The 19664-nt window shown below is 68.4% G+C and carries 18 protein-coding genes; 6 read left to right on the forward strand and 12 right to left on the reverse strand.

What is annotated here, in order from left to right:
- Positions 1–41 precede the first annotated feature (41 nt).
- Entirely contained in the window at positions 42–1091 is a 1050-nt protein-coding gene (locus BN984_RS12130) for an NAD(P)/FAD-dependent oxidoreductase (protein WP_008092776.1), read from the reverse strand.
- A gap of 141 nt (positions 1092–1232) precedes the next feature.
- Here BN984_RS12130 and BN984_RS12135 point away from each other — a divergent pair, with 141 nt between their 5' ends.
- Positions 1233–1517 (forward strand): DUF357 domain-containing protein, encoded by a 285-nt coding sequence (locus BN984_RS12135; RefSeq protein ID WP_049968335.1) that lies wholly within the window; start codon positions 1233–1235, stop codon positions 1515–1517.
- A 36-nt stretch (positions 1518–1553) separates the two neighbouring features.
- Here the strand turns inward: BN984_RS12135 and cysS are convergent, their stop codons facing one another.
- From cysS to BN984_RS12150, 3 genes are all read right to left on the reverse strand, one after another.
- On the reverse strand, positions 1554–3038 hold the full coding sequence (cysS, locus tag BN984_RS12140; RefSeq protein ID WP_049968336.1) for a cysteine--tRNA ligase: 1485 nt from the start codon (positions 3036–3038) through the stop codon (positions 1554–1556).
- A 146-nt stretch (positions 3039–3184) separates the two neighbouring features.
- Positions 3185–4966 (reverse strand): globin-coupled sensor protein, encoded by a 1782-nt coding sequence (locus BN984_RS12145; protein WP_049968337.1) that lies wholly within the window; start codon positions 4964–4966, stop codon positions 3185–3187.
- Between the two features lie 66 nt (positions 4967–5032).
- Entirely contained in the window at positions 5033–5527 is a 495-nt protein-coding gene (locus tag BN984_RS12150; RefSeq protein ID WP_008092784.1) for a DUF7523 family protein, read from the reverse strand.
- 190 nt (positions 5528–5717) lie between these two features.
- Between BN984_RS12150 and BN984_RS12155 the strand changes: the two genes are divergently transcribed.
- Both BN984_RS12155 and BN984_RS12160 read left to right on the forward strand, forming a co-directional pair.
- Entirely contained in the window at positions 5718–6596 is an 879-nt protein-coding gene (locus tag BN984_RS12155) for a CbiX/SirB N-terminal domain-containing protein (RefSeq protein WP_008092785.1), read from the forward strand.
- Entirely contained in the window at positions 6596–7753 is a 1158-nt protein-coding gene (locus BN984_RS12160) for a DR2241 family protein (protein ID WP_049968338.1), read from the forward strand. The genes BN984_RS12155 and BN984_RS12160 overlap by 1 nt, the downstream gene beginning before the upstream one ends.
- A 45-nt stretch (positions 7754–7798) precedes the next feature.
- Here BN984_RS12160 and BN984_RS12165 read toward each other — a convergent pair whose 3' ends face one another.
- From BN984_RS12165 to BN984_RS12175, 3 genes are all read right to left on the reverse strand, one after another.
- Positions 7799–8380, reverse strand: coding sequence for a DUF7524 family protein (locus BN984_RS12165; RefSeq protein WP_008092789.1), 582 nt, complete (start codon positions 8378–8380; stop codon positions 7799–7801).
- A gap of 56 nt (positions 8381–8436) precedes the next feature.
- On the reverse strand, positions 8437–8622 hold the full coding sequence (locus BN984_RS12170; protein ID WP_013035425.1) for a methytransferase partner Trm112: 186 nt from the start codon (positions 8620–8622) through the stop codon (positions 8437–8439).
- Between the two features lie 122 nt (positions 8623–8744).
- Positions 8745–10076 carry an adenylosuccinate synthase gene (locus BN984_RS12175; protein ID WP_049968339.1) on the reverse strand — a complete coding sequence of 444 codons (1332 nt, stop codon included), beginning with the start codon at positions 10074–10076 and terminating at the stop codon, positions 8745–8747.
- A 232-nt stretch (positions 10077–10308) separates the two neighbouring features.
- Between BN984_RS12175 and BN984_RS12180 the strand changes: the two genes are divergently transcribed.
- Positions 10309–10614, forward strand: a complete 306-nt coding sequence (locus BN984_RS12180) for a hypothetical protein (RefSeq protein WP_004043804.1) — start codon at positions 10309–10311, stop codon at positions 10612–10614.
- 288 nt (positions 10615–10902) lie between these two features.
- On the opposite strand, the gene BN984_RS12185 is transcribed toward BN984_RS12180, so the two are convergent.
- Positions 10903–13110 carry a DUF7527 domain-containing protein gene (locus BN984_RS12185; RefSeq protein ID WP_049968340.1) on the reverse strand — a complete coding sequence of 736 codons (2208 nt, stop codon included), beginning with the start codon at positions 13108–13110 and terminating at the stop codon, positions 10903–10905.
- Between the two features lie 162 nt (positions 13111–13272).
- Here BN984_RS12185 and BN984_RS12190 point away from each other — a divergent pair, with 162 nt between their 5' ends.
- Positions 13273–14178 carry an SAM-dependent methyltransferase gene (locus BN984_RS12190; RefSeq protein WP_049968341.1) on the forward strand — a complete coding sequence of 302 codons (906 nt, stop codon included), beginning with the start codon at positions 13273–13275 and terminating at the stop codon, positions 14176–14178.
- On the opposite strand, the gene BN984_RS12195 is transcribed toward BN984_RS12190, so the two are convergent.
- Positions 14179–14994, reverse strand: a complete 816-nt coding sequence (locus tag BN984_RS12195) for a CDP-alcohol phosphatidyltransferase family protein (RefSeq protein WP_049968342.1) — start codon at positions 14992–14994, stop codon at positions 14179–14181.
- Between the two features lie 166 nt (positions 14995–15160).
- A complete protein-coding gene (locus BN984_RS12200; protein WP_008092801.1) occupies positions 15161–15511 on the reverse strand; it encodes a hypothetical protein in 351 nt (116 codons plus the stop codon).
- A 53-nt stretch (positions 15512–15564) separates the two neighbouring features.
- Here BN984_RS12200 and BN984_RS12205 point away from each other — a divergent pair, with 53 nt between their 5' ends.
- Positions 15565–17223, forward strand: coding sequence for a potassium channel family protein (locus BN984_RS12205; RefSeq protein WP_049968343.1), 1659 nt, complete (start codon positions 15565–15567; stop codon positions 17221–17223).
- A 238-nt stretch (positions 17224–17461) separates the two neighbouring features.
- On the opposite strand, the gene BN984_RS12210 is transcribed toward BN984_RS12205, so the two are convergent.
- Positions 17462–18310, reverse strand: coding sequence for a cytochrome c oxidase subunit 3 (locus tag BN984_RS12210; protein WP_008092807.1), 849 nt, complete (start codon positions 18308–18310; stop codon positions 17462–17464).
- 221 nt (positions 18311–18531) lie between these two features.
- A complete protein-coding gene (locus tag BN984_RS12215) occupies positions 18532–19608 on the reverse strand; it encodes a phytoene/squalene synthase family protein (RefSeq protein WP_049913411.1) in 1077 nt (358 codons plus the stop codon).
- Between the last annotated feature and the right edge of the window lie 56 nt (positions 19609–19664).

The following is a 19664-nucleotide window of genomic DNA, read 5'->3' on the forward strand; positions in this document are numbered from 1 at the left end:
GATGAAACCCGAACGCCGAGCGTTGAGGTCGCTCGCTCGCCTTACTCGGCCGCGCCCGCGGCCGCCCGCTTTTCCTCGCGTTCGAGTTCTTCGAGGTAGTCGTCGGCGTCGAGGGCGGCCTTCACGCCCATGCCGCCGGCGGTCGCGGCCTGCTGGTAGTGGTAGTCGACCACGTCGCCCGCGGCGAAGATGCCGGGCACGTCGGTCGCGGTCTGGCCGCCGCCGGAACCGCCCTTGGCGACGATGTAGCCGTCGTCGTCGCGCTGGACGCCCGTCCCCTCGAGGTAGTCGGCGTTCGGCGTGTGGCCGATGGCGTAGAACACCGCGCCCACGTCGAAGTCGAACTCCTCGGTCTCGGGGTCGTCGAGCTTGTCGCTCGGGTGCCCCTCGGGGTTGCGGACGAGCGTCACGTGGTCGACGCCCTCCTCGGGCGAGCCGTGAAGCTCTGTCGCCTCGGTGTTGAGCATGAGTTCGATTTCGCCCTCGTCGACCTTCTCCATCAGGCGGTCGACCCAGTAGTCCTCGGCGCGGAACTCCTCGCGGCGGTGGACGAGGTAGACCGTCGAGGCGAACTTCGTGAGGAAGTTGGCCTCCTCGACGGCGGCGTCGCCTCCGCCGATGACCATGATTTTCTCGCCGCGGAAGAACGCGCCGTCGCAGGTCGCACACGTCGAGAGCCCGTAGCCCATCAGGTTCTCCTCGCCGGGGATGCCGAGGGTGCGGGCCGACGCGCCCGACGCCGCGATGATGGCGTCTGCGGTGTACACGTCGCCGTTCTTGAGCGTGACCGTGAACGGGCGCTCGGAGGCGTCCACGTCCTCGATGATGCCGTGGCGAATCTCCGTGCCGAAGCGCTCGGCCTGCTCTTTCATGTTGTTGATGAGTTCCGGCCCGGAGATGCCCTCGGGGAAGCCGGGGTAGTTGTCCACCTCGGTCGTGAGCGTGAGCTGTCCGCCCGGCTCGTCGCCCTCCAGCACCAGCGGCTCGTTGTTGGAGCGGGCCGCGTAGATAGCCGACGAGAGCCCGGAGATGCCCGAGCCGGCGACGATGAGTTTCCTGTGTTCCACGAACGAATCGGCGTCCTCTGTCATAGCCGATAGTTCGCTACACCGGTGTCTTAAGGTTTCGCTGTATTGCGAGGAGCGCTACAACACCGTCACGATAACGCATGCCACGGGCTCCGAAGCGCGCGGAGCGAAAGACCGGTATCCGTCGCCGGCGCATCACTCCGCATGGCCGCCGACCTACAGGAGAAGACGAACCGCTACGAGGGGATGCTCGCCGACGCGCTCGACGAGGCGGTGCAGGCCGTCCCCGACGAGACGCACCTCGGCGACGCAGCCGCCGACTGCCTGGAGATGGCCGAATCCTACCTCGACGACGGCCGGCACTTCAAGGCCGCCGACGACTGGGTGAACGCGCTGGCGTCGTTCTCGTACGGCTACGGCTGGCTCGACGCGGGCGTCAGGATGGGGCTGTTCGACATCCCGGACGACTCGCACCTGTTTACGATGTGAGCGTCGAGGGGGCGGTCCGGACCGTCGCCACTCGGGTTACTCGAAGCGGAACGTCGCGCCGCCGGGACCGTCTTCGACCTCGACGCCGAGCGCCGTCAGGTCGTCGCGCAGGTCGTCGGCGCGCTCGTAGTTGCCCGCCTCGCGCTCGGCCTCGCGCACGTCCAAGACGAGCTGCACGAGGTCTTCCGCGACCGACACGTCACCGCCCTCGCCCGCACCGCCGAACGAGAGCCCGAACACCTCGCCACCGAGGTCCTCGAACGCCTCGATTGCCCGCCGGAGCGCGCGGTAGTCGTACTCGTCGGCGTCGGCGACGTGGCGGTTGACCGCGCCGGCGAGGCCGAGCAGTTCGGCCATCGCCTCGCGGACGTTGAAATCGTCGTTCATCGCCGCGCGGAAGCGCTCGCGGGTCTCGGTCACCGTCTCGCGGAGCTCCGTCGCCTCGACTTTCGTCCGGGCGTCGGGGCTGTCGACCGCGTCGACGGCGGCCTCGTAGGCCCGTTCGAGGCGCTCCCAGCGCTCTTCGGCCTCGGCGATGGTCTCCTCGGAGTACGTCTGTTCGGAGCCGTAGGCAGTCGAGAGGTAGAACGTCCGAATCACGTCCGCGCCGAACTCGGCGAGGGCGTCGCCGACGGTGAAGAAGTTGCCGAGGCTCGAACTCATCTTGTCGCCCTCGGTCTGGAGCAGGCCGACGTGGAGCCAGTAGCGGGCGAACTGCTGACCGGTCGCCGCCTCCGACTGGGCGATTTCGTTCTCGTGGTGCGGGAACACGAGGTCGCGGCCGCCGACGTGAATATCGAGGGTGTCGCCGAGGTGCGTCATCGACATCGCCGAGCACTCGATGTGCCAGCCGGGTCGGCCCTCGCCCCACGGCGACTCCCACGTCTCGCCGCACGGCTCGTGAAGCGGTTCGAGGTCCGGGTGCCGGTGTTCGGCGGCCGTCTTGGGGTCGACCGCGCCGGCCTTCCAGAGCGCGAAGTCGGTCGGGTTGCGCTTTTCGGAGCGCTCGTCTTTCGTCGCCCGCGACTCCAGTTCCTCGAGTTTCTGGTTGGAGAGCTTCCCGTAGTCGTCGAACGTGGACACGTCGAAGTAGACGGAGCCGTTTGACTCGTAGGCGTGGCCGCGGTCGACGAGCGTCCGAATGAGGTCGATAATCTCGGGGATGTGCTCGGAGACGCGCGGGTACACCTCGGCGCGCTTTAGGTTGAGCCCGCGCATGTCGCGAATCACGTCGCCGACGAAGTGCTCGGCGACGCTCGCCTCGTCGTCGCCGAGGTCGTCCTCGCCGATGCGGGCGGCTATCTTCTCGTTCACGTCGGTGAAGTTCTCGACGTGGCGCACGTCGTAGCCCTCGTAGGCCAGCCAGCGGTGCATCAGGTCGGCGTGCATCCACAGGCGGGCGTGGCCGAGGTGGGCGTCGTCCGAGACCGTCAGTCCGCAGACGTAGAGCAACACTTCGTCGCCGTGCGACTCGAACTCCTCGCGCTCTCCCGTCAGGGTGTTGGTCACGGACAGGGTCATCACACTCGGCTACTTCCGGGACCACTTTCAACCCGTCGGAAGCGCGGTCGGTCTCTCGACGCCAATCGCCTCGTCCTCGCAGTCGTCACCCCGTAGCCGTCACCCCGTAGCCGTTACCCTCGCGGCCGTCATCCCCGTCGTCGCCGCTACTTCGTCCACTCCGGGCGGTCGGCCTCGCCGCGGCGAATCTTCGCCAGCGTCTCCTCCGAGAGCAGTCGCTTGACGAACGCCGGAATCCGGTCCGTCGGGTCGTCGTCGGTCGCATCGCCGTCGGTCGTGGCCGAACCCGCTTTGCCGACTCGGTCGCCGGTCGCGTTCGTCGGTGCCGTGTCTCTCGTGACCGCGCGGTCGGCGTTCGTCGCCGACGCGAGCGCGTAGTGGCCGCCTCTGGTCGCGACGCCGCCGTCGGTCGTCGTCTCCGCGCGCCGGCGGAACGATTCGAGGTCGGCCTCGCGGTCCAGACTGTCGACGGCCGTGTCGAGGTCGGCGGCCTGTTCGGCCTGCTCGGAGACGCTCTCGGAGATGCGGTCTATCTCCGCGGTCACCTCGTCGACCTGCGTCGCCGCGTCGTCGACGAAGGTGGCGATGTCGGAGGTGAGCGTCGCCTGCTCGTCGGTCGCCCGCGCGACCTCGTCGATGCCGTCGGTCACGTCGGCGACCGAGTCGGTTATCTCGTCGAGGCTCTCGACGGTCGATTCGACCCGCTCGATGCCGTGGTCGATGTTCTCGTCGGCCGACGACAGCGCCTCGGCGGTGTCCTCGATGTGGTCGGTCACGTCCTCTATCATCTGGCCGATGCGCTCGGCCTGCGACTTCGACTCGTTGGCGAGCGACTTCACCTCGTCCGCGACGACGGCGAAGCCGGAACCGGCCTCGCCGGCGCGGGCGGCCTCGATGGAGGCGTTGAGCGCGAGCAGGTTCGTCCGGTCTGCCACCTCGTCGATAACCTCGACGATGTCCTGAATCTCGTCGATGGCGGCCACGAGCGCCTCGACGTTCACGGTGATCTCGTCGCGGTCGTCGCCGACCTGCCGCATCGCGTCGATGGCCTCGCCGGCCTCGGCTCGGCCCTCCTCGGCCCGCGTGGTTGCCTCGTCGCTCCGGGAGGACACGTCGTCGGCGGTGGCGGCGACCTCCTGGACGGTCGCGCTGAGGTTCGATAGCTCGGCGGCGATTTCCTCGGTCATGTCGGCCTGTCGGGCCGCCAGTCCCTCGATTTCCGCGATGCTCTCGCTCGTGCCGGCGGTCTCCTCGTGGAGTTGGGACGCAACCGACTCCAGATTCCCGCGGCTCTCCCTGGCTCGGCGGACCTCCTCGCGGACGTCAAGCGAGTACGAGTAGAGGTAGGTGGCGTTGACGACCTGCCGGTCGAGATTGAGCCCGCGGACGACGGCCATCATGTCGGCGAACGCCTCCTCGACGGCGTGTTCGACGCGGTCGGCGTCGTCGCCGGACAGCGACTCGGTGGCGTCGGCGACGGCGCGCTCGCGGAGTTCGTCCGCGAAGATGCCGGTGACGTTGGCGAACATCCCGCCGAAGTAGTGCAGCGGCATGTCGAGTTTGTCGTGGAGCAGGCCGATTCGCGTGCGCGCCGCGTAGTGGTTCTGGTCGTAGTTCCCGTCGGTGAACGAGCGGTAGTAGCCGGAGACGACCGCGCGGAGGCCGTCGAGGTCGGTCTTCGAGCGGTCGATGACGTCCGTCGTCCGCTCGTTCGCGAGAATCGGCTCGACGAAGCCGTCGACGAGCGCCTCGTCGCGGGCCTCGACGACGCCCCGGAGGTCGGCGAGGCGCGCGGCGTCCTCGTCGTCGAAGCCGACGAACGACTGCCGCCAGCCCAACTCGTCGGCGTCGAGGTCGAGTTCGTCGAGGAGTTCCGTGGATGAAAGCGAGATGTTGCCGTCGTCGTCGCGGGGGCTGGGCGAAACCATTGACGAACTCACCGGCTCCGAGGTAATAAGCGCCGGCCGCCGTCTATCACGGTTGATATCCGGGAATCAGACGTATAAATCGCTGACGGCCGCTTCGACGACGCGGAGGGCGGCGGCCCCCTGTCGGCGCGGAACGACCACGGCGAGCGTGTCGCCCGCGACGCCCGCGGCGTCGACGACGACGGACTCGGCGTCGAGTCGGGAGAGGACGGCGGCGAGGACGGTCGGGTCGACCTCGCCCTCAGCGATGATAGCCGTGAGCGGGCCGCCGCCCGCGAGGTCGACGCCAGCGACCGAGAGCACGGGTTCGCCATCGGTCTCCTCGACGTCCTCGCCCACGAGGCCGACGCCGCTTCGCATCGTCACGGCGGCGTCTCGGGGGTCGGCTTCGAGCGGCGGGAGGTCGGCGGCGAACCGGCGGAGCGCGGCCGCGACCGCCTCGTCGTCGCCGAGGTCGAGTTCGGCCGCGGCGGCGGCGTAGTTGACGACGCCCGCGCGGAGCGCGGCGAGGAGGTACGGTCGTTCGCGGACTGCGTCGCGCGCGTCGGCGGCGAGAGACATGTCTGCCGGGTCGTCGGGCGCGCGCAAAAAAGCGCCGCTCGCCGGGCGCTGCCGCGGTCGTCCGCGGGTCGCGACTCCCCGCGCCCCGCCTCGCGTCTCCTGAACGAGTGGCGAACGCGAGTTGTCCGAACCCGAAGATTCCTTTCTTCGATGCGAAGTTCATAAGACAGTCGCCTCGTAACCCCCGGACATGCAAGCCCTGGTCATCGTGGCGCACGGGTCGCACCTGAACCCGGATTCGAGCGCCCCCACCTACGACCACGCGGACACGGTCCGCGAGGTGGGCGCGTTCGACGAGGTGCGGACCGGCTTCTGGAAGGAAGAGCCGTCGATTCGCGAGGTGCTCCGGACCGTCGAGGCCGACGAGGTGTACGTCGTCCCGCTTTTCATCAGCGAGGGCTACTTCACGGAACAGGTCATCCCGCGCGAACTCCGTCTCGAGGGGTGGGACGTGGCCGACTGGGACTCCGACGGCCTGTCGGCGTCGCACGTCACCCTCTCCGCGACGGACGTGCCCGAGAAGACGATTCACTACTGCGGGCCGGTCGGAACCCACGCGGCGATGACCGACGTGTTGGTCCGCCGCGCCGAGACGGTCACCGGCGACCCGAACGTCGGCGAGGGCTTCGGCCTCGCCGTCGTCGGCCACGGCACCGAGCGCAACGAGAACTCCGCGAAAGCCATCGAGTACCACGCCGACCGCATCCGAGAGATGGACCGCTTCGACGAGGTGCAGGCGCTCTACATGGACGAGGAACCCGAGGTCGACGACGTGACCGACTACTTCGAGTCCGAGGACGTGGTCGTCGTCCCGCTGTTTATCGCCGACGGCTTCCACACCCAGGAGGACATCCCGGAGGACATGGGCCTGACCGACGACTACCGCACGGGCTACGACGTGCCCACCGAGGTCGACGGCCACCGCATCTGGTACGCCGGCGCGGTCGGGACCGAGGGACTCATGGCCGACGTGGTGCTCGAACGCGCCGCCGACGCGGGCGCCGACATCGGCAACACTCTCGAAGTCGTGCGCGAACGTACTCGGAAGACGCCGCAGGAGGCGAACTGATGGGGCACCACCTCGACGCCCTCGTCGACGCCGCGGCGACCGGCGACGGAATCTCCCTCGACGGGTTCACCGTCTCCCGTTCCGACGACGGCTTCCGCCTCGAAACGCCCGAATCGACGCTGAACGGGCTCACGGAAGGCGGTCTCCGCGAGGCCCTCGCCGACTACGACGACTACGCGACGAACTGGTACTTCTGGTCCGAGGTCGTCGGCGAGTCCAGCCCCCAGCGGCGGGCGTTCCTCCGCTGGGTCGAGGGCGCGTCCGTCGATGCGGGAGGCGACGACGGTGGAGACGCAGACGACACCGAGAACGACGGCGACGCCCCCTCGGTTCCCGAGCGCTACGACGACCTCCGAGACGGCGTCTGTCGCGAGTGGGGCCAACTGCTCGTCACGGTCACCGTCGACGATCACGGCGAGCGGTCCTACGAACTCCGCCACGCCGACGAGGTCGACGCCGACCGCGACGAACTCGACCCCTACCGCGAACCGCTCGCGGCCCGGCAGTTGGCGACCTACGACGAGAAGGGGCGGTACCGCCCGCTGAAGACCGGCAACAACCTCGCCGGCGGCTGGGTGTTCCCCGACCTCGACGCTCACGACCTCGTCGAGACCGTCGAGACGTTCTACCCCGCGTCGGTGCCGAACTGGTACCGCGAGCGCCGGGGCGAACTCGACGTGGCGCACTGGGCGGACGCCATCGGCCGCCAGACCGGGATGTACAGCGTCGTGAAGACGTGGAACCGCGGCGACGGCCACGAGCACGTCAACTGGGTCGCGGAGGCCTGCTGCGACGACAGCCAGTGCGTCAAGCGCCGCGAGTGGCAGTACGACGATGACACCGACCTCGACGTGGACGGCGGCGACGGCGCGTTCCCGTGCCGCGAGCCGTGTTCCGTCGTCATCGCGGCGTCCCGCAAGTGGACGCGGCTGGAGGGCGAGGAGACCCAAACGTACGAGTTCGAACTCACGCCCTCGGAGAAGGAACAGGTCGAAGATATCATCGAGGTCGTCGCGGACGACCGCACCGACGCCATCCGCGAGGCCGACGTGTACGAGGGCGCGAACCGCTACCGGGCGCGGTTCCTGCGCGCGAAGCTGTTCGACGACGAGGGCAACCTCGGCGGCGTCCCGACCGACGCGTCCGACGACGAGTAGGTCGCGCCGCGAGGAACGGGAATCGGACCGATTTTTCGGACGCCGTCACCGCATCGTCAGCACCAGCGCCGCGAGGACGCCACCGACGACGACGCCGGCACCGAGGGTGATGGCGAAGCTCTCGAACACCGACGCGAGCGCCACCGCGAGGACGAGCGCGACGAGCGCGAGGCCGAAAAGCGGGGCGGCTCGCGGATCGACGCTCGGGAACACGTCCGCGATGCTTTCGGTCACGCTCGGCTCGGGGTCGGGTTGCTTGGGCTTCGAGAGCGTCTCGTCCACGTCGACCGGCGGTTTGCCACCCTCGCCGGGTTCGACGGTCACGTCGACGTACCTCGTCTCCGAGCCGTGGCCGGAGACTATCTTCAGCTTCCCCGACACTGGCTCCGGCGGCGGGGTGACGAACACCTCGACGGTCTTGGTCTGGCCGCCGTCGACGAAGTGATTTCCTTCGGACAGGCTCGCCGCGCGCGAGAGCTCGTCGTCGACGTGGAGGTGGACGTGCACCGCCTGTCCCTGGTTCGCGAGCTCGACCGAAAACGGGCCGTTCGTTGCGAACGACGGCGCTACCGAGAGGTCGTGGGGGCGCTCGTCGTTCAGCGTGACGGTGAGCGGCGCGTTCGACACGGGTTCACCGTCGATACGAGAATAGAAAAACGTTCAGGTCCGATGAGGTGCGCGCCTCAGTCGTCGCGCATGTCCGGTGGCAGGAGATTCGGGATGCCGTCCTCGATGGGGTACACCTCGCCGGTGACCGTACCGATGAGCCGCCCCTCGATGATTTCGTCGCCGTCGCGCTCGTCGACTTCCAGCTCGAGTTCGCTCTTGTCGAGGGGGTCACAGAGGATGTCCATCAGGGATTCTTTCATCGTCGTGACGGTGGATTGCGCGAAGTAAAAGCGTACGGGTTCGCCGCCGTCGCGGCGGGCTCGGCGGAGGGGGCGGCCGCCGCAGTCGCGTCAGCCGCGAATCGGTGTCCGGTCGTCGAGGCTCAGTTGTCGAACGGGTTTTCCAGGTGGACCGTCTGCTCGCGGCCCGGGCCGACGCCGACGGCGTAAATCGGCACGTCGAGTTCGTCAGAGAGGTATTCGAGGTAGTCCTGTGCGGCGTCGGGGATGGCGTCGTAGCCCTCCTCGGCGACCGCCGCCCAGTCCACTTCCGGCCACGTGTCGAACTCCTTGAGGACGGGTTCGCACTCGCCCCAGCGCTCGGTCGTCGCGGGCATCGTCAGGCGTTCCTCGCCCTCCAGTTCGTAGGCGTGGCCGACCTTGACCTCGTCGAGGCCGGCGAGCACGTCGAGGTGGTTGACCGCGATGCCGGTGAACCCGCTGACGCGGGCGGCGTGGCGGAGCATCGGCATGTCGAGCCAGCCGATGCGGCGCGGGCGACCGGTGACGGTGCCGAACTCGCCGCCCTTCTCGCGGATGAAGTCGGCGAGTTCCTCCTCGCGGTCGTCGTCTTTCAGTTCGGTCGGCATCGGGCCCTCGCCGACGCGGGAGAGGTAGGCCTTGACGATGCCGACGACCTCGCCCTGTCCGACGACGGTCGGGCCGACGCCGGTGCCGGTGGCCGCGCCGCCCGCGGTCGGGTTCGAGGAGGTCACGTACGGGTAGCTCCCGTGGTCGATGTCGATGAGGGTGCCCTGCGCGCCCTCGAACATCACGTTGTCGCCGGCCTCGCGGCGCTCGGCGAGGAAGTCGCCACAGTTGACGGCCATGTCGTCCTCGCGGAGGCGGCGGCCGATTTCGGTGTACTCCTCGACGAGCGCTTCGACGTCGCACTCCTCGCCGGCTTCGAGGCCGTACACGTCCTCGATGAGCGCCTTCTTCTGGGGAACGACGTACTCCAGTCGCTGGCGGAGCACGTCGGGGTCGAGCAGGTCGCCGACGCGGATGCCGCGGCGACCCGCCTTGTCCTCGTAGGTGGGGCCGATACCGCGACCGGTCGTGCCGACGGTGAGGTCCGAGTCGGCCTTCGCCTCCTCTTCGATGTTGTCGAGGCGGCGGTGGTACGGCATGATGACGTGCGCGCGCTTAGCGAGGCGCACGTCGGGGGCGAGGCCGCGCTCGCGGAGGTCGTCAATCTCGGAGAACAGCGTCCGGGGGTTGATGACACAGCCGTTTCCGAGGACGCCGACCTTGTCGCGGACGGCCCCGCTCGGGACGAGCGAAAGCTTGTACTCCTCGCCGTCTTCGACGACGGTGTGGCCGGCGTTGTCGCCGCCCTGATAGCGGACGACGATGTCAGCGTCGCCGCCCCACAGGTCGACGAGCGCGCCTTTGCCCTCGTCGCCGAGTTGCGAACCGACGATGGTAACAGTCATACGTCGGCCGTTCCCCGCGCCGCACTAAACAGATTACGGTCGCGGCCGACGAGCAATGCACATTCGTGCCTAATTATCGAGTCGTCGCCGAAGAATACGCCATGAACACGCATTGGCGTGACGACGGATAACACAACGGTTAATTAGTGTCCTCGTTAAGGTCGCGTTATCTCATTATTCGCCGACCCGGAGGGCAAGGCTTAAAGCCTCCCAAGAAGAGTTAACAAATGGCATGATAGACCGACTTGAGAAGGAAGTCGATATGTTGGAGCGCCATCTCCAGGTCCTGAAGATGGTCATCGAAAGTGAGCCAATCGGCATCGTGAAGATGTCCAACGAGACAGGCTACCCGCACCACAAGGTCCGCTACTCCCTCCGCGTTCTCGAAGAAGAGAACCTCATCGAACCCTCCAGCCAGGGCGCAATCACCACCGAGCGCACCCAGGAGTTCGTCGACGAACTCGACGACAAGCTCGACGAAATCGTCGGCAAACTCGAATCGATGAAGATCGAGGAAGCGGCCGAAATCGAGAACTAACCACACTTCAGGCGCACGCGGTCGTTCTATCCTGTTTCGTCCGACGAGTCTTTCCGGGCACGACATCGGACCGACCGCGTTAGCCGCGCTTCGATTCAGTCGGTACCGAACGGTTCCGACACGACACCACGGACACTCGCCGCGGCCGCGCTCCGAGCGCCGCGGTCGTTTCACTATCGTTCAGTAACGCCGACAGCCGCGGCGCTCCGCGTGCGACTATCGGGGCGGAACGCAACGTAACAAGCGACAGCGCAGCGACGGCGCCGGTCGACGCGAGGCGTCGCCGACTCAGAGGTCGGGTACGTTCAGGTGGAACTCGCCGCCGCGGGCCTCCACCAGACAGAGGTGGTAGCCCTGCTTCCGCGAGAGCTTCACGAAGCTCTTGCGCTTCGACCGACTCAGGAGGCCGCCGCCGGTCTCGGCCGTGGCGGCTTCGAGCGCCTCCGGCTCGAAGAAGCTCCTCGTGACGACGAACGCCGAGCCGAGGGTCTCTTTCGCGTCGGCGATGGCCTTCGAGTCCTTGATGAGTTGGGTGACCATCGGCTGGGTCGCCGGGTCCCGCGAGTCGTTCAGGTTCGCCACGAACAGCGGTTCGCCCATCTGGTCGCGGACGATGACGTCGAACTGCCGCGACTCGGTTTCGCCGTCGCCGATGGGCACCGAGACGCTCCCGTACAGCTCGATTCGGTCGGCCTTCGGAATCGAGTCGAAGACGCCGGCGAGGCTCGACCGGTTGCCCGTCTCGCCGATTTCGTAGAGCAGGTCGGTGACGACCCACTTGGCGAAGCCGTACTCGGGCGTCCCGCGGAGGAACTCCTCGTAGGGCTGGCCGTCGATGCCGAGCCCCTCCGTGTCGAACGTGGTGTGGTGTTCCAGCCGGAGGTTCTCGATGACCTCCTCACGGGAGGCCTGCCCGTCGTGGGCCTTCTCTAGCGTCGCCTGCCCTTTCTGGGCGTAGCGGACGAAGAGGTTCGTCCCACGGAGCGCCTCGTCGGCCGACATAGACCGGTCGGTCGACCGGACGCCCGCCTCGTCGAGCCGGTCGCGGAGGCGTTCGACCTCGGATTCGAGTTCGGCGACGCGCTCTTCGAGCTCCTCGGCGCGCGAGCGGTGTTCGTCCCGCTCCTCGCGGAGAGCGTTTCGCTCGGATTCGAGCCGGTCGCGCTCGGACGCCAACGCCTCGACTCGTTCTTTCAGCGACTCGGCTTCCCCCGGGTCGACGGCGGGCTCGTCCGGCGTCTGTTCGGTCGGCTGGGACTGCTGCTGGTTCGACTGGTCTTTCGGCGACGGTCGCGCCTCGCCGCCCGTCCCACTCCGTGACGGACGGTGATGCGTCGCCTGTGTCGTGTTCCCCCGACGGCTTCGGGGGGTTCCGGGGTGGTCGTCCACGGCCTCGTCCTTTGCGTCGCGAGGGTCGAGCGAGGGTATCGACCGGGCGTTCCGCCACTGTGCCTCGGCGGAGAACACGTCGTCGCCGGTCGCGCCGTCCTCGGCGAGCGGGTCCGGAGACGACGATTCCCCGTTCTTCTGCGGGGCGTCGGCGACGACGGGCCCTTCGGACATCGGTGAGGCCGACTCGTCGGACGCGGGCCGGTCCGTCGCTGCCGCCGCCTCTGTCTCGGCGGGCTCCGGGGACTGTGACTCGGAGGAGCCCGCGGACGGATTGTCGGTCGTCTCGGCGCCGTCGTCGTCGGGCGTCGATGGCTCCGGGTCGGCCGCGGTTTCGGTCGGGGATTCCGCGCTCGCCGGGGCGTCGGCCGTCGCCGGCTCCGGCTCCCCGTCGGCGGGGTCGTCGCCGTCGCCGGCGCGCTCGGACTCGTTGTCGGCTGCCCCGGTCGTACTCGGCTCGTCTGTGGTCGTCGGCGTCTCCGGCTCTCCGGACGCGTCCGTCGCGTCGGCCTCGCCACCCGCCGCCGCGACTCCCGCCGCGTCCTCGTCCTCGTCCTCGTCGGACTCGGGCTCCGGGATATCGACGAGGTCGAGGTCCACGTCGTAGACTTTGTAGATGCCGACCTCGTCGCTCGCGCGCTCGAACGCGTCGTCGCCGGTGACGAGTCGCTTGCTGTTGCCGACGAAGGCCGCGCTCATCGACTTCCCCCCGTGGTAGACGACGTAGTAGTCGCCCGAGAGCACGTTCTCGGACAGTTCGACGTAGCCGGTGAAGCCGCCCGCCGAGAGCGTTCCGTCGGCGTCCCCCAGCGGCGTCTCCTCGGTGTAGTACTGCGCGCGGATGTCGCCGCCGGTCTCCCGCATCGCGTACAGAAGCGGGAGCGCCGGGTCCGGTGCGCGGTGCGCCTCGAACGATTCACCCTCGAAATCCGCGACCGTCCCATCGAAAACCCCGAGGAGACGGCCGTTGAGCATGAATCCCCACGTCATGCCAGCGACGACGGCACCTGTGAAGCCGTCGTCCGCGAGCGACCGGAGGCCACCGTAGCCACGTCCGGCGGGCGCGGAGTCCCACCCGGTCACCGCGTCGATAATCTCGCTATCCATTTGGGGTTACATCACCGGAACCGAATCAAATACTTTCCGGGCGAATCGGGTGAACGTTTCGCTCAGTTCACACTTCAGCGTGTTTACTGTGACCGGTTCGCTCGCACCCGTCGGGCCGGCGTCGGGAGAACGGTTATACGAGTCCGCCGAGACGGGGCGGTCGTGACCAGCCACGACGACCGGTTCGTCCACTACCTCCGCGCGAAGGAGTCCGTGGACGACCGCGCGCTCCACCGACCGACCCTCGCCAGTCTCATCGACCGGCTGGAAGCGCGCGCCGAGTCGCGGTCTGGACAGCCGCTCCGCGTCGTCTCGGTCGGCGCGGGGACGGGCGCGATGTGTCGGCGACTCCTCTCGTGGGGCGTCTTCGACGCGTACGACGAGATAAAGTACGTCATGGTCGACCGGAAGCGCGGGATGGCCGACCACGCGGCCGCGGCGTTCGCGAAGTGGGCGCGCGCCGCCGGCTGGACCGCCGAGCCGACGCCCGACGGCTTCCGCATCGAGCGTCACGGCCGAAGCGTCTCTCTCACGTACGTGACGAGCGACCTCTTCGAGGCGATGACGGTCCTCCCGAAGGCCATCGACCTCGTGGTCGCGCACGCAGTCCTCGACGTGCTCCCGCTCCGCCGCGCGGTCGACGCGCTCCTCTCGCGGCTGACGGACGGGGGGCTCTTCTACGCGCCTATCACGTTCGACGGCCGAACCGCGTTCCGCCCGAGTCACCCCGCCGACGAGGCGGTTCTCGGCGCGTACCACGAGACGATGCGCGGCGGCGAACGCGCGGGGCCGGACACCGGTTCCGACCTCCTTTCGGTCCTTCCCGACCTCGGCGCGCCGGTCGTCGCCGCCGGCGGCTCGGACTGGGTCGTCCACCCGCCGCACGACGACGAGGCGCGAATCTTCCTCGACCGCGTCCTCGGCTTCGTCGAAGAGTCGGTCGGCAAGTCGGCTGCGGTCGACCGCGAGACGCTCGACGGGTGGCTCGAGGCCCGGCACGACGACCTCGCGGGCGACGAACTCGCGTACGTCGCCCACAACCTCGACGTGTTGGCCGAACTCGACTGATTACTCCGAAACTGACGCGTTTCCGTCGCCTTCCCTCCTGAACCGGCCCGAGACGTAGCCCCAGTCCCGAGCGAACCCGAGCAGGAGCGCCGCCGCCGCGACGCCGGTCACGAGGAGCATCCACGGGTCGAAGACACCGGGAGCGAGCGCCAGCGGGACGACGGCCATCTGGACGCCGGCGAGGACGCGCCGCGACGCGCGGGGCGGGAGGTCGAACGTCGGTCGGCCCGCTCGCTCGCGGAGCCGGAGGCCGAGGAGAAAGACGTACCGCGCCGCCCCGACCGAGAGGTACCACCACGCGAGTTCTCCGAGGAAGACGCCGGCGAGCGGGGCCACGAGGAGGCCGAAGGCGTCGACCGCGGTGTCGAGTCGCGCGCCGAGTCGGCTGACGCGGTCGAGTCTGCGAGCGAGCGCCCCGTCGAGGGCGTCGAGCGCGGCCGCAGCCCCGTAGCCGACGGCTGCGGCCCACGCCCACGACGGGCTCAGCGGCCCGTAGAGCGCCACGCCGGCGATGCCCGCGACGCCCGCGACGAGGAAGCCTCGAGCGAGCGTGACAGCGGTCGGGAGGCCGAGGCTGTCGTAGGGCCGCCCGGGCTCCGACTCGGTCGCTCCGTCGCCGGGCGCGACGTTCTCGTCCGCGTTCGCGTAGGCGTACGCGCAGAGGCCGACGACGACGAGCAGGGTTCCGGCGGCCCACGTCACCGCGGCGGTCTCGGGCGAGGGGTCGGCGCGCGAGACGAGCCACACCCACTCGGTCGCGAGGAGCACGCCGAACCCCAGCGTTGCCGCTGCCGCCGCGCCGCCGGTTTCGAGCACGCGGCGTCTCGTCCGGCGGGTCGTCCGAGCAGTCGCCCCGTTACTCCCCGAGAGCGTCACGGTCGCGGACTGTCGCCTCGGCGGTCGGACGGTGTGCTACACATACCCGTACTGGTGGACGGACGCCGGTTAAGTATTCCTCGCGTAACAGGTCGGCAGAGCCGAATCACGGGCGGCTATCTCCTCGGCGACGACTCCGGAGTTCGACCGCGGCGAGGAGGAACAGATAAGTCGAGAGTCCGGCCGCGACGGCGAGTAGCGTCGCGCGTCCGAAGACGACGACACCCAGGGCGGTTCCGATGACGGCGACCGCGACGGAGACGGCCTGCACGGTTCGTCGCTCCCACAGCGCGCGGACGCTCGACGCCCGAATCGACAGCGCCGCTTCCAGCGCGAGCGCCCCGACGACGCCGACGAGGACCGGTCCCGGTGTCACCGGCGTCCGTAGGAGGACCGCCGCGACCGCGGTGGGGACGAGCACCGACCCCGCGAGCGCGGCGTCCCGTCGGCGGCTCATGGAGTGCTTACCGTGTCAGGACGCTTTTAGCCACCGGCGCTCATAGCCCGACTATGTCTATTTCGGGCGACGGCCCCGGGTTGTCGAAGGCAAAGCGGCGACTCGGCCGCTACCTCGCGGGGGCCGGGCTGTTGATGCTCGCGTTCTCCGTCGCCTACCAGTGGGCGGCGGGCTTTTTCGCCGGGGAAGACGTCACGTTCCTGCAGGCGGTCCACGTCGTCGTCGAGACGTTCACGACGACGGGCTACGGCGAACAGACCCGGTTTTGGGTCGACCACCCGCCGCTACTCATGCTGTCGATTCTGATGCAGCTCACGGGGGTCACGACCGTCTTCCTCACGCTCCCGCTGTTTCTCGTCCCGCTCGTCGAAGACGCCCTGCGGACCGCACCGCCGACGACCTCGACGCGCACGGACCACGTCGTCATCTGTACGTTCACCCCCCGTGGCGACGCCCTCGTGGACGAACTCGACTCGATGGACATGCCGTACGTGATTCTCGAAGCCGACCGCGACCGCGCCGAGGAGCTGTACGGCGAGGGGTACGAGGTCGTCCACGGCGACCCCGAGGCCATCGAGTCGCTCGAAGCCGCGAACGCGGCCGAGGCGCTCGCCATCGTCGCCGACGACGACGACGAGACGAACGCGAGCATCATCCTCGCCGCCAAGCAGGTCGCCCCCGACGCCCGCGTCGTCAGCCTCATCGAGGACCCCGAGGTCGCCGACTACCACCGCTACGCCGGGGCCGACCGGGTCGTCTCCCCGCGCCGACTCCTCGGCGAGAGCCTCGCCGGCAAGGCGACCACGTCCATCTCCTCGGAACTCGGCGACGCCATCGAAATCGGCGAGGACTTCGAGGTCGCGGAGCTGCTCGTCCAGCGCGGGAGCCCCGTCGAGGGACGGACCATCGCCGAGAGCGGCATCGGCCAGGTCACCGGGGTCAACGTCATCGGCGCGTGGTTCACCGGCGAGTTCGTCTCCCCGCCCGCCCCGGACGCCGTCATCGACGAGCACACCATCCTGCTCGTCGTCGGCCGCGAGAAACAGCTCGAAGAGCTCCGCGCGCTGACGCTGTCGTCGGCGCGGCGGTTCCGCCGCGGGACCGTCATCGTCGCCGGGTACGGTGAGGTCGGCTCGACCGCGGCCGAGACGCTGGCGAGTGCCGGCGTCCCGCACCTCGTCGTCGACAAGCAGGACAAACCCGGCGTCGACCTCGTCGGCGACATCACCGACCCGCAGACGCTCTCGGAGGCGAACGTCACCGAGGCTCGCGGCGTCCTTCTCGCGCTCGACAACGACACGACGGCGGTCTTCGCCACGCTCGTCTCCGAGCGCGTCTCCGAAGAGACGGAGGTCATCGCCCGCGCCAACGAGACCGAGAGCATCGCCAAACTCTACCGCGCCGGCGCGGACTACGTCCTCGCGCTGTCGACGGTCGCCGGGCGCATGCTCGCCTCGACGGTCCTCGACGAGGAGGTCATCGCGCCCCAGTCGCAGATAGAAATCGTCCGGACCCACGCGCCCAGCCTCGTGGGGCGGACGCTCGCCGGGGCCGACGTTCGCGCCCGGACGAACTGCACCGTCATCGCCGTCGAGCGAAACGGTGCGCTCGTCACCGAAATCGGCCCGGAGTTCCGAGTCGAGGCCGACGACGACCTCATCGTCGCCGGCGTGGACGAGGACATCTACCGGTTCAACGAACAGTTCGGGTGAGCGGTCGCGGGCGAGAGTTCGGTCGCGGACGCGGACCCGGCTCTCGGTCGGTGTGCCGGACCCGCCGCTCGGCGGTCGAGACGTCCGACACGTCCACGTCGCGTCCGAGGACGTGGTCCGAACAACCCATGGCAGTGGACGCCCGTTACCATCCCTCGACAGGACGTGCCGGCGTCCGTGGCTCTCGGAGGAGTAGATTAAAAAAGAATCGGTCGCCGTCGCGTCGCGGCGACGGGGGTTACGCGCCGACTTCCGCGCCGACGTAGAGGACGACGACGAGGAATATCCAGACGACGTCCACGAAGTGCCAGTACATCGAGGCCGTGCTCACGGAGACGTGACGCTCGGCGGAGTACTGTCCGCGGAGCGCGCGGACGAAGACGATACCGAGAAGCACCGCGCCGAGGCTGACGTGGAGGCCGTGCAGGCCGGTGAGGCCGTAGAACGCCGACCCGAAGATGCCGTCGGTGATGGAGAAGTTCGAGTGGACGATGAACTCGTAGTACTCGTAGACCTGCCCGCCGATGAATATCACGCCGAGCAGGAGCGTGACGGCGAGACCGAGGATGAAGTTACGGTGGTTCTCCTCGCGGATGGCGACGTGCGCCCAGTGGAGCGTGAAACTGGACACGATGAGGATGGCGGTGTTAGCCAAGACCAACGACCCGGTGAGATGCGGTAGCTCTTGCGGTGGCCACGTTCCCGCGCGGATGAAGAAGTAGTACGCGAACAGCGCGCCGAACGTCCCGAGTTCGGAGCCGAGGAAGGCAATCATGCCCCAACGGAGCTTCGATGCGCTCTTCTGGCTCGCGTCGCGCGACCAGAAGTGGCTCACGAACGCGTGGTACAACCAGCCGTAGAGCCCGGCCAGGAAGAGGAAGATACTGCCGATGAACACGGCGGGTCCCGCCGTCTGGCCGACGATTCCGTCCTGTCCCATGACGTACAGCCCGGCACCGGCGTAGATGCCCGCGCCCCCGACGGCGGTGACGAACGGCCACCAGCTCGCCTCGCCGAAGCCGCGCGGCCAGTCCTGAACCGCCGGCAGGTGATGGCCGTGGTCGTCGTGTGCTTCTTCGGTACTCATAGACGCCCGTTATGCTTGGGTTACTAAAAATCCTCCCAAACTGCGTTCGTCACGGGACCGCATGGGTCTCGGACCGCGGTTCCGACGGCGACCGCCGCGGGTGCGAAACACGGCGCTCGCGAGACCCGAAGCTGCCGGCGCGTTCGGCGGCGCTCGGCGCGAAGCGACGCGAGAAGAGAAGCGAAACAGAACGGGCCCGACCGACAGCGCCTCTGCGTCGTTCAGTCGGCGTTCGTCGTCGCTCGGTGGAACGGCTGGCGCGAGATGATTTCGCGCATCTCGGCGAGCGACTCGGCGCTCGCGCCGTTCATCTCGGAGACGACGGCGAACACCTCTTGGCGGGAGATTTTGACGCCCTCACCCGTCACCGCGTGTTCGGGGTTGGCGACGAGTTCGCGGAGCGTGCCGACCGCGAGCAGGAACGGAATCGCCCACGCGGCGAGCGTGTTGCCCTCGCGGAGCGGCACCGTCTCCAAGTAGGTCTGGGCGTCGTCGAGGAACGACTTGGCGTGGTCGGCGGTCCGCTTGACCACCGAGGCCGCCCGGTCGTTGTGCTCGGGGGCGACGACCTCCTCTTGGGGGACGCCCGCGTCGTCGAGCCAGTCGGCGGGGAGGTAAACGTTGTTCTCCGCCGTGTAGTCGTCGTGAACGTCCTTCGCGATGTTCACGAGCTGGAGGAGCAGGCCGAACTCCTCGGCGGTGTCGTAGAGCCGCGAGCGGCGCTCGCTGTCGACGTTGCCGCGGGTCACGAGGTTCGTGATGAGGTTGCCGACGGTGCCGGCGGCGTAGTAACAGTACTCCTCTAGCTCCTCGCGTGACTGGATGCGGAGCCCGCCGGTCTGGGAGTAGCGTTCGACGAACATCGCCATGCCCGAGACGAGTTCGCGGACCGGCGGCGTGACCGCCTCCCGCACGTCCTCCGGAAGCGCCTCGAACGTCCGGAAGACCCGAGCGGTGTTGGCGACGACCATCCAGTCGTCGGACTGTTCGCCCTCCGGGGGGAGGTGCGGCTGTACTGCGGTCACGAACTCGTCGACGGTGGTGTCGTCGTCGGGGTCGAGCGCGCGGTCGTAGAGTCGAAGGAGGTGTGCCTGCTCGTCGGGCGCGATTGAAGACGAATCCTCCACGGTGTCGGCGATTCGACAGAGGAGATATCCGATACAGATGTGCGACGCCATCGGTTCGTCGAGGACGTCGACCGTGAGGGCGAAGGTACGAGAGACCCCCTGAACTGCATCGTGACACCAATCGAGGTCGTCATCAGTTGCCGGTGGCCGGGCATCGGCGTGTCGAGACATTCGAAGCGTACCGGTATTACGGAAGGGGGGATAAAAAGTCTCGTGGGGGAGTCCAC

The sequence above is a fragment of the Haloferax prahovense genome (assembly GCF_000723845.1).
GTDB lineage: Archaea > Halobacteriota > Halobacteria > Halobacteriales > Haloferacaceae > Haloferax > Haloferax prahovense.

What these genes read in the sequence shown, in the direction of transcription:
- BN984_RS12135 (WP_049968335.1), top strand. Translation starts at nt 1,233, where the DNA reads ATGGCCGCCGACCTACAGGAGAAGACGAACCGCTACGAGGGGATGCTC.
- BN984_RS12150 (WP_008092784.1), bottom strand. Translation starts at nt 5,527, where the DNA reads ATGTCTCTCGCCGCCGACGCGCGCGACGCAGTCCGCGAACGACCGTAC.
- BN984_RS12200 (WP_008092801.1), bottom strand. Translation starts at nt 15,511, where the DNA reads ATGAGCCGCCGACGGGACGCCGCGCTCGCGGGGTCGGTGCTCGTCCCC.
- BN984_RS12160 (WP_049968338.1), top strand. Translation starts at nt 6,596, where the DNA reads ATGGGGCACCACCTCGACGCCCTCGTCGACGCCGCGGCGACCGGCGAC.
- cysS (WP_049968336.1), bottom strand. Translation starts at nt 3,038, where the DNA reads ATGACCCTGTCCGTGACCAACACCCTGACGGGAGAGCGCGAGGAGTTC.
- BN984_RS12185 (WP_049968340.1), bottom strand. Translation starts at nt 13,110, where the DNA reads ATGGATAGCGAGATTATCGACGCGGTGACCGGGTGGGACTCCGCGCCC.
- BN984_RS12215 (WP_049913411.1), bottom strand. Translation starts at nt 19,608, where the DNA reads ATGTCTCGACACGCCGATGCCCGGCCACCGGCAACTGATGACGACCTC.
- BN984_RS12180 (WP_004043804.1), top strand. Translation starts at nt 10,309, where the DNA reads ATGATAGACCGACTTGAGAAGGAAGTCGATATGTTGGAGCGCCATCTC.
- BN984_RS12205 (WP_049968343.1), top strand. Translation starts at nt 15,565, where the DNA reads ATGTCTATTTCGGGCGACGGCCCCGGGTTGTCGAAGGCAAAGCGGCGA.
- BN984_RS12170 (WP_013035425.1), bottom strand. Translation starts at nt 8,622, where the DNA reads ATGAAAGAATCCCTGATGGACATCCTCTGTGACCCCCTCGACAAGAGC.
- BN984_RS12175 (WP_049968339.1), bottom strand. Translation starts at nt 10,076, where the DNA reads ATGACTGTTACCATCGTCGGTTCGCAACTCGGCGACGAGGGCAAAGGC.
- BN984_RS12145 (WP_049968337.1), bottom strand. Translation starts at nt 4,966, where the DNA reads ATGGTTTCGCCCAGCCCCCGCGACGACGACGGCAACATCTCGCTTTCA.
- BN984_RS12155 (WP_008092785.1), top strand. Translation starts at nt 5,718, where the DNA reads ATGCAAGCCCTGGTCATCGTGGCGCACGGGTCGCACCTGAACCCGGAT.
- BN984_RS12130 (WP_008092776.1), bottom strand. Translation starts at nt 1,091, where the DNA reads ATGACAGAGGACGCCGATTCGTTCGTGGAACACAGGAAACTCATCGTC.
- BN984_RS12210 (WP_008092807.1), bottom strand. Translation starts at nt 18,310, where the DNA reads ATGAGTACCGAAGAAGCACACGACGACCACGGCCATCACCTGCCGGCG.